The sequence below is a fragment of the Coriobacteriia bacterium genome, from assembly GCA_003149935.1.
In the GTDB taxonomy this organism is placed as follows: domain Bacteria; phylum Actinomycetota; class Coriobacteriia; order Coriobacteriales; family QAMH01; genus QAMH01.
On sequence record QAMH01000006.1, the window covers coordinates 1 to 14,677 of the forward strand.

Annotated in this window: 12 protein-coding genes; 3 read left to right on the plus strand and 9 right to left on the minus strand. The window is 61.6% G+C overall.

Features of this window, described 5'->3' with window-relative positions; translation table 11 throughout:
* Nucleotides 1-113 precede the first annotated feature (113 nt).
* The 4 genes from DBY20_02625 to DBY20_02640 form a co-directional block, all read right to left on the minus strand.
* On the minus strand, nt 114-725 hold the full coding sequence (locus tag DBY20_02625; GenBank protein ID PWL78800.1) for an isochorismatase: 612 nt from the start codon (nt 723-725) through the stop codon (nt 114-116).
* Nucleotides 726-754: 29 nt separating this feature from the next.
* Nucleotides 755-1,024: a hypothetical protein gene (locus DBY20_02630; GenBank protein PWL78801.1), complete on the minus strand. Its 270-nt coding sequence runs from the start codon at nt 1,022-1,024 to the stop codon at nt 755-757.
* 111 nt (nt 1,025-1,135) lie between these two features.
* Nucleotides 1,136-1,666, minus strand: a complete 531-nt coding sequence (locus DBY20_02635; GenBank protein ID PWL79394.1) for a pyridoxal 5'-phosphate synthase glutaminase subunit PdxT — start codon at nt 1,664-1,666, stop codon at nt 1,136-1,138.
* Between the two features lie 50 nt (nt 1,667-1,716).
* Nucleotides 1,717-2,604: a pyridoxal 5'-phosphate synthase lyase subunit PdxS gene (locus DBY20_02640; protein PWL78802.1), complete on the minus strand. Its 888-nt coding sequence runs from the start codon at nt 2,602-2,604 to the stop codon at nt 1,717-1,719.
* A gap of 182 nt (nt 2,605-2,786) precedes the next feature.
* Here DBY20_02640 and DBY20_02645 point away from each other — a divergent pair, with 182 nt between their 5' ends.
* Entirely contained in the window at nt 2,787-4,223 is a 1,437-nt protein-coding gene (locus DBY20_02645; GenBank protein PWL79395.1) for a PLP-dependent aminotransferase family protein, read from the plus strand.
* Between the two features lie 149 nt (nt 4,224-4,372).
* Entirely contained in the window at nt 4,373-5,740 is a 1,368-nt protein-coding gene (locus DBY20_02650) for a hypothetical protein (protein ID PWL78803.1), read from the plus strand.
* Between the two features lie 144 nt (nt 5,741-5,884).
* On the opposite strand, the gene DBY20_02655 is transcribed toward DBY20_02650, so the two are convergent.
* The 4 genes from DBY20_02655 to DBY20_02670 form a co-directional block, all read right to left on the minus strand.
* Entirely contained in the window at nt 5,885-7,345 is a 1,461-nt protein-coding gene (locus tag DBY20_02655) for a cytosine/purine permease NCS1 family protein (protein ID PWL78804.1), read from the minus strand.
* A gap of 103 nt (nt 7,346-7,448) precedes the next feature.
* Nucleotides 7,449-8,768, minus strand: a complete 1,320-nt coding sequence (locus DBY20_02660; GenBank protein PWL78805.1) for a hypothetical protein — start codon at nt 8,766-8,768, stop codon at nt 7,449-7,451.
* 143 nt (nt 8,769-8,911) lie between these two features.
* The gene (locus DBY20_02665) at nt 8,912-9,655 is read right to left on the minus strand and encodes an oxidoreductase (GenBank protein ID PWL78806.1); all 744 of its coding nucleotides are present in this window, start codon (nt 9,653-9,655) and stop codon (nt 8,912-8,914) included.
* A gap of 26 nt (nt 9,656-9,681) precedes the next feature.
* Nucleotides 9,682-12,363 carry a dehydrogenase gene (locus DBY20_02670; GenBank protein PWL78807.1) on the minus strand — a complete coding sequence of 894 codons (2,682 nt, stop codon included), beginning with the start codon at nt 12,361-12,363 and terminating at the stop codon, nt 9,682-9,684.
* Nucleotides 12,364-12,746: 383 nt separating this feature from the next.
* On the opposite strand from DBY20_02670, the gene DBY20_02675 reads away from it, so the two are divergent.
* Nucleotides 12,747-13,688: a hypothetical protein gene (locus tag DBY20_02675; GenBank protein PWL78808.1), complete on the plus strand. Its 942-nt coding sequence runs from the start codon at nt 12,747-12,749 to the stop codon at nt 13,686-13,688.
* 181 nt (nt 13,689-13,869) lie between these two features.
* Here DBY20_02675 and DBY20_02680 read toward each other — a convergent pair whose 3' ends face one another.
* The gene (locus DBY20_02680; GenBank protein ID PWL78809.1) at nt 13,870-14,565 is read right to left on the minus strand and encodes a Tat proofreading chaperone DmsD; all 696 of its coding nucleotides are present in this window, start codon (nt 14,563-14,565) and stop codon (nt 13,870-13,872) included.
* Between the last annotated feature and the right edge of the window lie 112 nt (nt 14,566-14,677).

The following is a 14,677-nucleotide window of genomic DNA, read 5'->3' on the forward strand; positions in this document are numbered from 1 at the left end:
GGGCGAGACACATTGGACAGGTACATCTGTCTCATGAACCCCAATGAGACAGATGTACCTGTCCAATGTGTCTCGCCCCCCCCCTATCCCCTCCCCGTCGCCGCCGTCACGCCCTAATCTGTCAGATCCTCGACCTGCAAAAGCGCTCCGGCGGCAAATTCGTCGCAGTTCATGATGGTGGTGCCGATGTACGCCATGTCGTCGATGTTGGCTTTCTGCACCGCGGGAGTGCGTGATGAGGTGGCATCCTCGAGTACGACGACGTTGTAGCCGAGCGAGAGCGCGTCATAGCAGGTCGTCCGGATGCAGTTGGGTGTGGTGGTGCCGGCGAGCACGACGGTGTCGATGTCGCGATCGCGCAGCATCGCATCGAGTTGCGTGTCGAAGAAGGCGGAGAAGCGCGGCTTGCAAACGATGCATTCGCCTTCATGGGGCGCGAGCTCGTCGGGAGCCTCAATGCTGCGGGGGTCAGAGCCCTCGCGGCATAAGGGCCGCCCACCGGCTAGCCAGATGCGACGGCGCACGGGCTCGACATCGGAGCCATCAAAGGCGTATGCACGGCGCACGTGATAGATTGCCATGCCGCGGCTGCGCGCCGTGGCAAGCGCATGAGCGCAGGCGGGTATCGTGGCCCGTGCTCCGGCGACGCACAGTGATGAAGACGGGTCGATGAACCCGTTTTGCATGTCGATCATGAGCAGGGCGCTTGTTTCGTAGCTAATCATAAGGACAGGTGCGTCGTGAACTGGCACATCTAGTGTCTGCAGAGCCCCGAGTTGGGATACCATGTCTTGCGCTCTTCGATGAGCGCGATGATGCGCTGCTTTTGCCCGTCGTCAAAGGCCTCGTTCGAGCTTGCCTCGGCAGCAAGCTTGTCAAGCATCTTGATTGCGCCCTCAAGGTCCGGAGCGGGACAGCAAGGCCGGCAGAAGAAGCGAATCCAGTAGGAGTCCTTCGCCATATCATCGACGAGTTCCTGGAACGAGGAGCTGCCGCTCGTGAGCTGCACTTCGCATGCATCCATGGGTGTCTCCAAACTTTGACAGAGATGAACCGAATACGATTGTCGCAATGATACCCTGACCTCCCCGCGCAAACCAGCCGCTGAGAGAAGGTCGATCAAATCGCATGCCTTTTACAGGGCGAGGAACATCTCGTGGATGCGCGGGTCATCGTCGAGTTCGGGATGGAACGCGACGCCGACCTGGTTTCCGTCGCGCGCGGCGACGATATCACCGTTGACACGTGCGAGCTCGACTGCGCCCTCGCGTACTTCGACGATGCGCGGTGCCCGTATGAAGGTCATCGGCACCGCTCCGATGCCGGCAAATTCGTCCGTCGCGTGAAAGCTCGCGAGCTGGCGGCCGTAGGCGTTTCGCTCGACCGTGACGCGCATGGTTCCCAGATGGCACTCGGGCCTGACCGCGCGGCCCTCGGCATGCGCATCGATGACGTGCTCGGCGAGCAGGATGAGGCCCGCACAGGTGCCGAGCACGGGCATCCCCTCGTCGATCAGCTTGTGAAGCGACGTGAGCATGCCCTCCTCACGCAGCAGATATCCCTGCGTCGTCGTCTCCCCGCCGGGTAGGATGAGCCTGTCGAAACCGCGGCTCATGTTGCGCAGGCAGCGTAGCTCGAACCACGGCTCGCCAAGCTCGTCGAGCATCGCGGCATGTTCGGCGAACGCGCCTTGCAATGACAGGATCGCCGTGGTCACTAGATACCTCGTTCGGCCATGAGCAACTCGATCTCGTCCTTGTTGATGCCGACCATGGCCTCGCCGAGGTTTTCCGAGACGTGCGCGATGTATTCCGGATCCTCGTAGCGCGTCACGGCGCCGACGATGGCACGGGCGCGCTCGGCGGGGTTGCCGCTCTTGAAGATGCCGCTTCCCACGAAGACGCCCTCGGCGCCGAGCTGCATCATGAGCGCCGCGTCGGCCGGTGTCGCCACGCCGCCGGCAGCGAAGTTGACGACGGGCAGTTTGCCGTGTTCGTGGACGTAGCGCAGCAAGTCGATGGGGACCTCCAGGCGTTTTGCCTCCTCGAAGAGTTCGTCTTCGCGCAGGGCGCCCACCGCGCGGATCTCGCCGTTGATAAGGCGCATGTGGCTTACCGCCTGCACGACGTCACCGGTGCCGGGCTCGCCCTTGGTGCGGATCATCGACGCGCCCTCGGCGATGCGGCGCAGCGCCTCGCCCAGGTTGCGTGCACCGCATACGAACGGCACGGAAAACGTCGTCTTGTCGATATGGTAGATGTCATCGGCGGGGCTTAGCACCTCGGACTCGTCGATGTAGTCTATCTCGATGGCCTCGAGCACCTGGGCCTCGACGAAGTGGCCGATGCGGCACTTTGCCATGACGGGGATGCTCACGGCCTGCTGGATGCCGCGGATCATCGCCGGATCGCTCATGCGGCTCACGCCACCTGCCGCGCGTATGTCTGCCGGGATGCGCTCGAGGGCCATGACCGCGCACGCACCCGCCTCCTCGGCGATGCGTGCCTGGTCGGGGGTGGTCACGTCCATGATGACACCGCCCTTGAGCATCTGCGCGAGCTCTCGGTTGAGCTTTGCGCGTTCTTCCCTCGTCGTCTCTGCCATGTCCCGCCTCCGCGTCCGTCGATTTGAGTATTGACGCTCGAATCCTAGACATAATCTGGATATGTTTGTATATCCATATCTTGCGAAATTGATATGACCAGATTATGCTCAGAGAACGAGACACATTGGACAGGTACATCTGTCTCATTGCCTCAGTCGCTTGTCCCACCACGGAGGTGCTGATGCTGGATTACGATTTGGAGAGCCGTGGGGAACTGAGCCTCTACGAATTCGTCTATCGTTCGATTAGACGCGATATCGAGGCCGGCACGCTTGCACCCCACGAGAAGCTGCCTTCCAAGCGCGCGTTTGCCCAGCATCTCGGCGTGAGTCTCATCACCGTGGAGAACGCCTACGCCCAACTGGTGACGGAGGGTTACTGCTATACGAAGCCCCGCAGCGGATACTACGTCTCGGAGCTCTCGTTCTCGATGATTGGCGACGATGAGACACATCGGACAGGTACATCTGTCTCATTTGCAAAACCGGATGAGACAGATGTACCTGTCCGATGTGTCTCATCGTGCGCTCCTGTTTTCGACCTCTCGCGTGTCGATGTCGATCCCGCCATGGTCTCGCGCGTGTGGGGAAGGGCCCTGCGACGTGTCCTGTCGGTCGAATCCGACGAGGAGCTTTACGGCCCCCAACCTCCCAAGGGCACCTTGCGTCTGCGCCGCGCAATCGCGCGCAGACTCCGCGAGACGCGGGGCCTCGAAGCCGATCCCGAACGCATCGTCGTCGGTGCCGGCTCGCAGCTCCTCGATGCCGCACTCGTGCAGCTCCTGCGGCCCAGGGGCTCGGTGGCGCTCGAGAACCCCGGCTATCCGCGCCTGGCGCAAATCTACGAGTCGGCGGGATTGCCCGTGTGCCCCATCGGGCTCGATGACGAAGGCATGTCCATGGAGGGCCTTCGGGCAAGTGATGCAAGCCTCGTTCACATCATGCCATCGCATCAGTTCCCGACCGGCATCGTGACAAGCATAAGCCGTCGCTACGAGCTGCTCGCGTGGGCGAGCGAGGCTAAGGAGCGCTACATCGTCGAGGACGACTACGATGCGCCGTTCCGACTGGCGGGCCGTCCGGTGGCAAGCCTTGCATCCATTGACGTGGCAGGTCACGTCATATACACCAACACGTTTTCCAAGAGCCTGGGCCCGGCGCTTCGCATGGCCTTCATGGTTTTGCCGCCCGAACTGGCCGAGGCGTGGGACGAGCGTGTCGGCTTCTACGCGAACACCGTGAGTGTCATCGATCAGATCGCGCTCGCGCGCATGATCGAGGCGGGCGATTACGAGCGTCATGTGAACCGCTACCGCAAGGCGCAGCGCGACGTGCGCGATGCCTTCGTGGACGAAATGATGCGGCTCGCCCCATCGCGCCGCGTGCATGTCGAACAGGCCGACTCGGGGCTGCATTTCGTGCTTTCCATCGAGGATGCCGACGAGGGCCGAATCACCGCCGCCGCGCTCGATCGGGGAGTACGCCTTTCGCCCATGGACGATTATGCACTCGCTCCGCAATCACCTCACGATGATGCGCGTTTTGCCATCCAGTACGGCGGGCTGGACGTCGAATCGGCTCGCGAAGCCGCCCGCATCATCGCCGCCTGCGTAGGGTAGGGCCTTTGTCGAGAAGCTTGTTCCATGCAGATCTCTCATCCGGCCTTCGTCAATACGAACCTTACGAAAGTGTTCGCGTGCGGTAAGGCGACCCGATGGTAGCTCCTCTTCTCAGCTCTTAGGATGGGCATGACTCGGAAGGGAGTGGCATGCACGCGAAGATCGCCATCGGGAATATCAAGCGCTCATTCGGGGATTACTCGGTCTACTTCATGACCTTGGCCTTTGCCGCGTGTCTTCTGTACTCGTTCACGGCATCGACCGACTATCTCCTTGCCCTGGACCTGAGCGAACAGCAAAGGGGCGTGTACGATTCAGCCAACGGCGTCATGCAGGCGTTCTCGGTGTTCTCCGTCATCGTCTTCGCATTCCTCATCGTCTACGCGAACCGCTTCATCCTGCGTCGCCGCTCCCGCGAGTTTGCGCTCTACGAGATCCTGGGCATGCCCGCGTCGTCCATTGCGCGCATCCTCGCCTACGAGGGGTGCGTCGTCGGCCTTGTCGCCCTGGTCATCGGCATGCTGGTGGCGGTCGTGATATCGCCGCTCTCCGGCTTTGTCGCCGCTTTTGTCTTCGACGTTCCGTACAAGCTCGTCTTCACCTTTTCGTCCGATGCCCTTTGCTGGACCGCGGGCTGCTTTCTCTCGATCATGGCCCTGGCCACGCTCCTCGGCATTCGCGACGTGGGCAGGCGACCGCTCATAGAGCTGCTGCGCGCGAATTCGACTCCCGATAGCCCCAAGGGCATCCGGCGCCTGCCAGCGGCCCTGAAGCTTGCCTTCGCCTTTGTCGTGCTGGCCGTCGTGTGGGGATCGTGCATCCTGCAGCCCATCTTCTTCGTCGTCTGGATACTGCCGCTGGGTGTCCTTGCCGTGCTCGCCACCGCCGTCCTGTTTCGCTGGGTCGCCACCAGCTGGCCATCCCGTGCCCGACGCAAACCCGTCCGCTATCTCTCGGGTCTACGCTTCTTCGTCATCCGTCAGGTCGAGAGCCGCGTCTCGTCGAGCTCGAACGCCATGGCCTGCACCTGCGTCCTCATCGCCGTGGCCACGTGCATGATGGTGGCCGGACTGGCCTTCAGCGTGGGAATGCGAGGACCCGCGGGCATCGACAACGCCGCGGCATTGGCACCCATCGGCTACGTCGGGATCTTCTACGGCATCACGTTTCTCGTGGCGGCTGCCGCGGTGCTCGCATTGCAGCAGCTCGCCGACGCGGTCGATAGCGCCGGACGCTTCGCGCTGCTCGCCGACCTCGGCTGCGATCCCAAGATAATGCGGGGCGCCATACGAACCCAGGTGGGCGTCTACTTCGCGGTACCGTTCGCGTTCGCCATGGTGCACGATTGCTTCGGGCTGGCGCTCGTAGGCTTTCTCGCCCTGGTGCTGGGAAGCTCGTCCTATGCGGTGATCGTGGCGGCGGTCATCGGCGGTACCGTTGTGTTGCTCGGCATCTACTACCTGCTGACCTGTCGCGAATGTCAGCGGGTGCTCCTGCCCAAGATAGCCGCTGCGTGACCGCCTTTCGAGCCAGCCTGCCAAGGATGCCAGCTCCGTGACCGCAAAAGAGACCCGTTTCGTCCCAATTGCCAAAGCATGCGGTCACTGACCGCTATCCCTGGCACCTGACGGTCAGTGACCGCCGATCCTTGGCAGCGCTTCTCACGCGATCTTGCCCGAGCGCACCTTGTCGCGCAGAAGCCAGCTCACCAGGATGTAGATGACCATGGATGCGGGCGCCACCAGCAAGAACGGTATCTGCAGGATGCTCGTGGCATACAGCACGCTCGCCACGACCGAGACGACGATGAGCGTTCCCACACCGCGCCAGTTGACCGTACGCTCCCGGGCGCCCAAGTCGATGCTCTGCGCTCCGATGCCCATCTTGCCGCGTACGATGTAATAGTCGGTGATGAGCAGGATGCACCACGAGCTCGTGAGAATCGATCCGTAGCTCATGAAGGCGTTGACCTGGTCGAGGATGTTTCCCAATATGAAGGCAAGGCCAATGGCGTTGGCGATGATGACGGCCACGGGCCAGGCGAGTTTTCTACCAAAGAGCGAGTCGAAGAGGTTGGAGACAGCATTGGCGCCGCCGATCGAGTTGGAGGTCTCCACCTTCATCTGCGACAGGCAGATGATGGCAAGGCCGATGCCACCAGAGGCGAGTACGAGCGAGACGCCGGGATTGGTGACCGCCGCGTTGGCGGCCAGCGTCGCGTCCATGCCCTGGGCGCTGAAATACGCGAACGACTGCTCGAAGCCATAGTAGACGATGAGCGCGCCGAAAATGTACGTGACGATGGCAAATATGCTGCCCGTAAGGGAGATGGGCACGAGATCGCGCTCCTTCTTGGCGAAGCGCGTGAAGTCCGCCGCGAACAAAGCGAGCAAGCCGCTTGTCATGATGGCGTAGTTGACGGAGTAGGCAAAGCCCTCCAGGGGCTCCACTCCGGGAATCATGATACCGTGGGTTGCGGCATCGACGAGTTGGCCGTCAGCGGCGATGAGGTAGACCACATAGCCCATGACGCAGAAGAGCGCGACGACGAACACGGCGTTCATGCGGGCGATGACCTTGGTGCCGAACAGCGCCATGAGCACCCAGACGCACGAGATGCCGATGAAGAGCGCCCAGCGGGCGAATTCACCCTCCCATCCAAAGGCGAACAGGATGGCGTTACCCAACTGCACGGTGCCCACGGCCAAAACGCCCACCAAGACGAATATCCAGATGAGCGAGCCGACGGCGGAGCCGTTCTTGCCAAAGATGTAGTAGCGGGAGACGACGTTGTTGGGAAGGCCCTCGCGAAAGCAGATCTTGCCGACGAAATACGTGAGCGCAAAGGAAAGCGCGAACGTGATGGCGACGGTAACGCCGCCGAGCTGGCAGCCCGCGTAGAAGGCGACGATGCCGCCGCCCATGAGCTTGGAGAGGCTCGAGACCACTCCGGAGAGGATGGCCGCGATATCCGGCCAGGAAAGACGCGCCCAATCGGGCACCCTTTCGAAAAGCGATACTTGGCTCGTGACCGAGCGTCCCTTTGCGGGAGCCCTGCCCTGGGCGGGCGCCTTCACGTCGGTGACGGCCTTGCCCTTGGGACCTTGCGAACTGGAATCCATGGCGACACCTCTGTCGAATCGGTCGGGTTATGCCTGATGGTTCTTCGAAAGAAGGGGGTGTCGGCGCCCCGTGCATGCGAGGCGCCGACTGGAAAAGGAGGGACTACACGATGCCCAGGTTGGCCATGATGATCATGACGATCAATGCGCACAGACCGGCGCCGATGGAGATGGCGGCGATGTACTTGTAGGAATTCTTGTGCGTGAGCTTCATGGCTGAGAGCATGCCGAACATGGCGCCCGAGTTAGGCAGCGCACCACCGATGGTGGCAGAAGTCGCGATGATCTTCGCGAGCGCGGCGGGATCGACGCCCGTGGCCAGGTAGGGCTGCAGGAAGTTCTGGGCGATGATGCCCACGGCACCCGAGCCGGAACCCATGATGCCACCGAGAGCAGCGGCCATGGTGGCGGCGGACACGTAGGTGCCGCCGGGCATGTTGAAGATGGCCTCGTAGATGACCGAGAAGCCGATGGATGCGGCGGCAACGGTGCCGACGCCGACAGCGGCGGAGGTGAAGACCGCAGGGCCAACACCGGCAACGGCGCCTGCGCCGAGGGAATCCTTGACGCTCGGCACGAACTTGAAGAAGCAGGCGATCGAGGCGATGATGCCGACAAGCATGCCGATGTAGACGACGTTCTTCATGCCCGTCGCGGATAGGCCGATGATGGTGGCGATGAGCAGGATGAGCGGCAGCAGCGACAGGAACAGGTTGGGGATGTTCTTGTCCTCCTCGACCTCGATGTCGTCCTCGGTTGCCACGAAGTGCTCACCACGAGCCTGAGCGCGCTTGAGCGAGAACTTGATGATCAGGCAGCTGATCACGATGGCGATGATGGAGCCCACGATGCCCATGATGGGAGCGGCCGTGAGCGATACGCCGCAGCCGTTGGCCGCGTTGATCCAGGCGATAGCCGGTACACCCGGGATCATCGCCATGGTGAACGAGCAGGTACCCAGCGTCCAAGCTGCGCAGAACAGCGGCCAGGGGATGTCGCACTCGCGGAACATCGGACGTGCCAGCGGGATGAGCGCGAACATGGCGACGAACATCGAGATGCCCGCATAGGTGAGCAGCGCGCCGATGAGCGAGATGCCGAGAAGCACCATGTAGGGGCTCTTGGTTCCCACCTTGTTCATGATTGCCTGCGCGATGGATTTCGCGGCACCCGACTTGTCCATGAACTCGCCCATGATGGCGCCGCCCATGAAGATGATCAGGTTACCCCTCAAGAATCCGGCCAAGCCGGTGACGTACGACGTTTCGGTGCCCACCATGGAGCTCATGATGTCCATGCCATTGGTGAGCGCGATAACGATGGCAGTCACGATCGAGGTGATCAGCACGTTCCAGCCCCTCATGGCTGCAACGACGAAGAACACCAAGCCCACGACGATGCCTATAACTCCAATCCATTCCATTACATATCCTCCTCAGGTTTCTCCTAAAACAAAGCTTCGAAAGCTTTACCGGTGCCCCAGATTGGCGTGCGCTTCGGGCTAAGCGGCCCTAGCGTGCCGTGCAGCGCCCGAAGCAAACGCCAAGGTGAGGTGCCGGGGAAGCTTTACGCCATGTCGTTGCGCGTCGCGCGCATCAGCTCGGCGTTGTTCGCGTGCTTCATGACAAGCTCGTCACGGCGAATCGTTCCCTCATCGAAGGTCGTGAGGTCCTCCTCGCTCTCGAACATCGTCCCCAGGTCGCCACGCTGCTGGTTGAGCCTGATGGCCTCATCCACGTCATAGGGGATGAGCGGCGTCTTCTCGCGTGGGTTCCAAATGATGAAAGCGGGTTTGGTCGCGTCCGGAGCGGGCATGCCCTCACACTGGCGCACGTCACCGTACTTCTCGATGAGTTCGTCGAGCGGGCCAAAGTCAAAGGCGCGTAGCGGGCAGCTCGCGGTGCAGGCGGGCTGCATGCCCTCGGCAAGACGATCGACGCACATGGTGCACTTGCTCATCTTGGCGCCCTGCTCGTCGCTCGCGAACTTGGGCGATCCATAGGGGCATGCCTCGTAGCACTTGCGGCAGCCCTCGCACTTGTCCTGGTCCACCAGGACCGCGCCGAACTCGTCTTCCTTGTAGATGGCGCCGTTGGGGCACACCTTCATGCAAGACGGGTCCTCGCAATGGGCGCACGGGAAGGCCAGGGCGTTCAGGCGGATGTTGGGGAAGGTTCCCTTCTCCCATTCGTAGACGGTCATCCACTTCTCGGCGCCCGGCTCGATGTCGTTCCAGTCCTTGCAGGCGATGCTGCATGCCTGGCAGGCGTAGCAGCGGTTCATGTCGAACATAAATCCGTATTGGGTCATTTTCTTTCCTCCTTTCCAGGCTTCCGCTAGGCGTACTCGCCGGGAGTCGTGGGATTGGATGCCGCGGCGTTGAGCTGAGCTTGGGCCTCGGCGCTCATGAACGCGACCTCATGGGCCTTGTCGGCCTGGGCGAGCTTCTCGCGTACGCCGATAGCGACCTTCGCGCCGCGCATGCCGCCACGGGCGGCTTCGGTGCCGTATCCTTCGGCATCGCCGTCGGCCACCTTCTCGACCTCGCACAGTCCGGCGATGATGAGCGCGCCCAGGATGTGGGGCAGGTGACCGTCATCGAGCAAGATGTTGGGCGTGCCGCGCATGTCCTGGCCAAAGGCGTTCATCTCGGCGTCCTCGCCGTTGGTCTGGTACCAGGAGCCGTGGTGGACGGCCGCGGTGCCGGGCATGCAGCGGTTGGTGACGTAGGCCGGCAGGATTGCCTCGCCACGGTCGGAGTAGACGCGGCACAGGTCGCCGTCCTTGATGCCGCGGGCCTGGGCATCCACGCCCGAGATCCACACGCCATGACGGTAGACATCCTCGCGCATGAAGGGGTTGTTGTCGTTGCTCGAATGCTGACGGTAGACGGAGACGGGCGTGACGACGGAAAGCGGATACTTCTTGACCTTGGGGTTGTAGAAGCCGTCGTTACTGGCAGATCCGATGTCGCCCTCCACATAGCTGGGGCTCCACACCGGCATGGGCTCGATCTGGCCGCGCCAGCGCGACTCGGTCATGTCGTGGGTCTCGACGAAGCGGGAATAGGGCTCGATCTTGCCCGTCGGCGTGTAGAAGGGGCTCTCGCCGGCGTCCATGGCCGACTTGAAGGGGTAGTAGGGCTCGTCGATCTCGGTGCGAACGACCGGGCTGGCGTTGAAGTCCTCCCAGGTCTGGATCTCCTCTTTCCCGAGGGCGATGAGATAGCCATCGTCGATCCACTTCTCGACGGCCTCCTTGTAGACCTTCTCCTGCTCGTCGACCCAGTCTTCCCACTCCACGTCCTTCATGCGGGGGTTGTAGCCCTCGACGACCTCGTCGCCCAGGCGCTTGGCGATCTGGGTCCAGACCCATTCCTTGGAGCGGACCTCACCGGGGAACTCCGCGCCACGTGCGCAGAAGGTGAAGTAGTTGCGCATGCCGTTGGGGCCGCTGACGAAGCGCTGGTGGCCGTACATGTACTCGTCCATGCCCTCGAACTGCCACACGGGAGCCGGCAGGATGATGTCGCACAGCTCGGCGGTGGGCTGGTTCATGTGCCACTGGAAGCCCCAGTTGAACTTCGTGTCGGCCATGCCCTTGAAGCGTTTGTTCACGTTCGAGTGATTGTTGGCGTAGTTGTTCTCGAAGATGATCATCTGGATGTTGGGCAGGGGGCTGTCGTTGGTAGGCGAGCCGATGAGGTGACGGAACTCGCTTTCGGTGATGCGGCCCTCCCAATAGTCCTTCTGACGCGCCAGGATCTCGGTGAGGCAGTTGTTGTTGAAGAGCACCGGAACCTTGTAGTCACCCGGATTGCGATGCCAGTCAGCGGTGGGGGTGGGGATGCGTCCCGGCGTGGGCAGGCACGCACCGGACTCGCAGCCACCGTGAATGGCGATGTTGCCGGTCATGGCCTGCAGGATCATGGAAGCCGACGCGCTGTAATCGCCCATGTGGCGCTTGGCGCAGCTGTAGAAGTACTGCAGGTGCACCGGCTGCGACGTGCCATAGAGGCGTGCGAGCTCGCGGATGGTCTCGGCGGGAACCGCGCAGATGGGGGCGGCCCACTCGGGGGTCTTCTTGATACCGTCTTCGCCTTCGCCCATGACGTAGGCACGCCACTCGTCGAGGCCTTCCTTGTCGACCCACTTCTCGATGAACTCGTGGTCGAGCATGTCCTCCTCGAAGAGCACCTGCGCGATGGCGAGCATCATGGCCAGGTCAGTGCCGGGGCGGATGGGAATCCACTGGTCAGCGATGAGCTCTGCCGACTGCGTGTAGCGCGGATCGATGATGATGGTCTTGATGCCGTACTCGTGCGCGAGCTTCATGTAGTAGGACGTCTGCCCGTACCACGCCACGACCGGATCCATGCCCCACAGGATGAGGAGCTTGGAATAGAAGATGTCCGGAGCCTCGAAGCCCGGAATCGAGTTTTGCAGGCCACGCGTGACCTTGGTCAGATCGACGCCCAGGTGCAGCATCTCGCCGGCTGCATGTCCCGAGGTGGAGTGCTCTCCCCAAGCACCAAAGCCAGCTTCCCACCAAGGTGCCAGCGGAAAGCCGTTCTTCTCGAAGCTCGGATACTGCGAATGGAAGATGCCATAGGGGCCATATTCGGCTTTGATCTCCTTCATCTTGTCGGCGATGGTGTCCAGCGCCTCGTCCCAGCTGATGGGTACGAAGTATCCCTTGCCCGGACCCTTTTCCCCGACGCGCTTCATGGGGTGCAGAAGACGCGTCTCGCCGTAGAGCTCCTTCTTCCAGGAATGGCCCATAGCGCACGGACGTGCCTGGATGTTGCCCTTGAGCAGTTCCTCCCACGCCTTGTCCTCGCGGCTGTCGTTCTTGTTGATGGAGTCATCGGGTTCGATTGCGAAGATCTTGCCATCCTTCATATGGCATTTCAGAACGCAAGCCGAATCCCAGCAGCCATTTGCCGGACACGAGGTGTAGAAGATGCGCTCGCCTTCGCGACGCTTCTTGCTCGCATCTATGATGCCCTGCTTGTCCATACGTACCTCCCTCTCTTACTTCAATCCCTCACGTTTGCCATTGCCTTAATGCGGGCATCGGACTTGGGGATTCGCCGACGGAAGAGGAGGTCAGGCGATTATTGGGGGAGCGTCCAGTGTCCGCATAAGGCTATTGCAAGGCAAATATACGAGGGTTAGATTTTGCTAACTGACGTATTTGCGGATTTGGGTGTTGAGGTTTTGAAAGGGAGATGGAAACTCATGCTTTCATGTAACGAATCCTTACAGCGGTTATAAAGGAACGCTGCATCGAATGGGTCGGGCGGCCTAGACAGGGATGGCGATTTTTGTGTTTAATATGTATCTAGTGCGCTATTTCAAATACCCTGCCAAAAAGGCATTTGCCAAGCCGGGAGGTTGACATGCTTTTCGAAGACATCGAACTGCTCATTGTGCTCTCGGAAGCCAAAAGCCTCTCTCAGGCAGCTGACCAGCTATTCATGTCACGACCGGGTCTATCCCAGAGAATAACGAGCTTCGAGAAGCGCGTGGGACGCAAGCTCTACGACCGCACCTCCACGGGAATCGTGCCCACCAAGGCGGGAGAGCTCGTCACGACCTTCGCGCGCAACGCCGCGAGTCTCGAGCGTGTCCTGGCGTCCCAACTGGCGGCGATCGACGAGCGCTTCGACGCGACGCTTGACGTCGGGATGTGCATCAACGATGGTGTCGCCCTGCTACCCCGTCTCGTCGCCGGTTTCCAGAGAAAGGTGCCCGATGCGCGCGTGCATCTGGAAGCGGGCTACGAGCCGCAACTGGTGGAGCAGCTCAAGGCCGGCAAGCTCGACTTTGCCATGCTCGAGAACCAGCCCGAGGAGCCTGGTCTCGAGCTCGAGGTGCTGGGCTACAAGAAGCTCATCTTCATCTGTCCCAACGCCGCGCCCTACAACCGCACCACGCAGCCGATTCCCGTCGAGACCTTGCTCGACTGGCCCATGATCATCTACGAGTGGGATTCGGGTCGTCACATGGTCGGCAACCGCCATTTTCGGGAGCGCTATGGTCTATCGCTGCAAGATCACAACATGATCGCCTGCTTCGACACGCATGAGGCCATGGTCGAGAGCGTGAAGGCCGGCCTGGGTTGGGGGACGGTCCCCGAGTGCATCTATAACCGCTATCGCGATGACCCCGAGATACTGCGGTTCACCGTCAACACGGCACCCATGTGGTATCCCGTCTCGCTTGCATGGAGCAAGGAGCACGTGCTCACCCGCTCGGCGCAGGACTTCATCGACTTCATCCGCGAGAACGTTCCCGAGGGCTACTTCAAGACCGACGTCGAGGCGTACATCAATTCGTGATGATGACCCCTGTCGTTTCGAGCATAATGGCGAGATTCCTCCGCTGCGGGACCTTCGGTCCCTCCGGTCGGAATGACAAACGGGAGGCATTTTCGCCCCCCCCTGTCATTTCGAGCGGAGCGAACGCCCCCCCCCTGTCATTTCGAGCGGAGCGAACGCAGTGAGCGCAGTCGAGAAATCCCTATCGGTAAAACCGCGGTTCGATGACGTCGAGGGAGAGCGCGTCCTGGATGCCGAGCAACGTCAAGCGAGTGAGCGCGGCGAGCCCGTCGAAGAAGTCGCTCGTGGTCGCGTCTTGCATGAGTGCGAGGAAATGCGGCGCCCAGGTGAGCAGGTGATGCTGCAGGTAATCTCCGAGCAGCTCCGGTCGGTTATCCGCGAGCCAGGCCATGAGCTCGAGCATCGTCCCGATGTGGTCCTCGGGTTCCTCTGATTCGCCTCGGCGGACCTGTATCCCGTTCTTTCGTAGCCATTCGCGTAGTTCGAGTGTCGAGAAGCCGAAGATGACCTGGTCGCGGTCGGTGTATACCGACCCCCAGGGCGGGGCAGCCTTCTTTGCCGGACCGACGAAGAGACGCCGGTACTCGTCGGCAAGCGATGACGTGGCGGCCAGCGACTCGTTGTCCACGGCGAGTTCGTCCTCGAAGCGTTTGGCGCCCCTGACCATATCGGCGATGGGACCGCTTGCCTCGTCGGGTGTCACGAAGGGCCATTCCTCGCACAACACGGCGGCGTCCGATCGCGCCAAGGCGACGTACAGTGCCTCCACCTTCTCGCGGTCGAGCAGAGGGTCGTATCTGAAGAAGGGACCGAGCGTTCTGCCTGCAAAGGCAATGCCCGCAAGCGTCTCCTCGTCGATCGTCTGTTGTTCGGTCATGCTGCCGCCTCGTTTTCTCGGATCGCTCACATGCTAGGGCCGGTTTGAATGCAGACCAGCCCGTTGCCACGCTCCATGGGGACAAGGCCGTTTGCACAGTCCCGTCCCCATG

What these genes read in the sequence shown, in the direction of transcription:
- DBY20_02655 (PWL78804.1), bottom strand. Translation starts at nt 7,345, where the DNA reads ATGGATTCCAGTTCGCAAGGTCCCAAGGGCAAGGCCGTCACCGACGTG.
- DBY20_02640 (PWL78802.1), bottom strand. Translation starts at nt 2,604, where the DNA reads ATGGCAGAGACGACGAGGGAAGAACGCGCAAAGCTCAACCGAGAGCTC.
- DBY20_02670 (PWL78807.1), bottom strand. Translation starts at nt 12,363, where the DNA reads ATGGACAAGCAGGGCATCATAGATGCGAGCAAGAAGCGTCGCGAAGGC.
- DBY20_02680 (PWL78809.1), bottom strand. Translation starts at nt 14,565, where the DNA reads ATGACCGAACAACAGACGATCGACGAGGAGACGCTTGCGGGCATTGCC.
- DBY20_02650 (PWL78803.1), top strand. Translation starts at nt 4,373, where the DNA reads ATGCACGCGAAGATCGCCATCGGGAATATCAAGCGCTCATTCGGGGAT.
- DBY20_02630 (PWL78801.1), bottom strand. Translation starts at nt 1,024, where the DNA reads ATGGATGCATGCGAAGTGCAGCTCACGAGCGGCAGCTCCTCGTTCCAG.
- DBY20_02645 (PWL79395.1), top strand. Translation starts at nt 2,787, where the DNA reads ATGCTGGATTACGATTTGGAGAGCCGTGGGGAACTGAGCCTCTACGAA.
- DBY20_02635 (PWL79394.1), bottom strand. Translation starts at nt 1,666, where the DNA reads ATGCTCGACGAGCTTGGCGAGCCGTGGTTCGAGCTACGCTGCCTGCGC.
- DBY20_02675 (PWL78808.1), top strand. Translation starts at nt 12,747, where the DNA reads ATGCTTTTCGAAGACATCGAACTGCTCATTGTGCTCTCGGAAGCCAAA.
- DBY20_02665 (PWL78806.1), bottom strand. Translation starts at nt 9,655, where the DNA reads ATGACCCAATACGGATTTATGTTCGACATGAACCGCTGCTACGCCTGC.
- DBY20_02625 (PWL78800.1), bottom strand. Translation starts at nt 725, where the DNA reads ATGATTAGCTACGAAACAAGCGCCCTGCTCATGATCGACATGCAAAAC.
- DBY20_02660 (PWL78805.1), bottom strand. Translation starts at nt 8,768, where the DNA reads ATGGAATGGATTGGAGTTATAGGCATCGTCGTGGGCTTGGTGTTCTTC.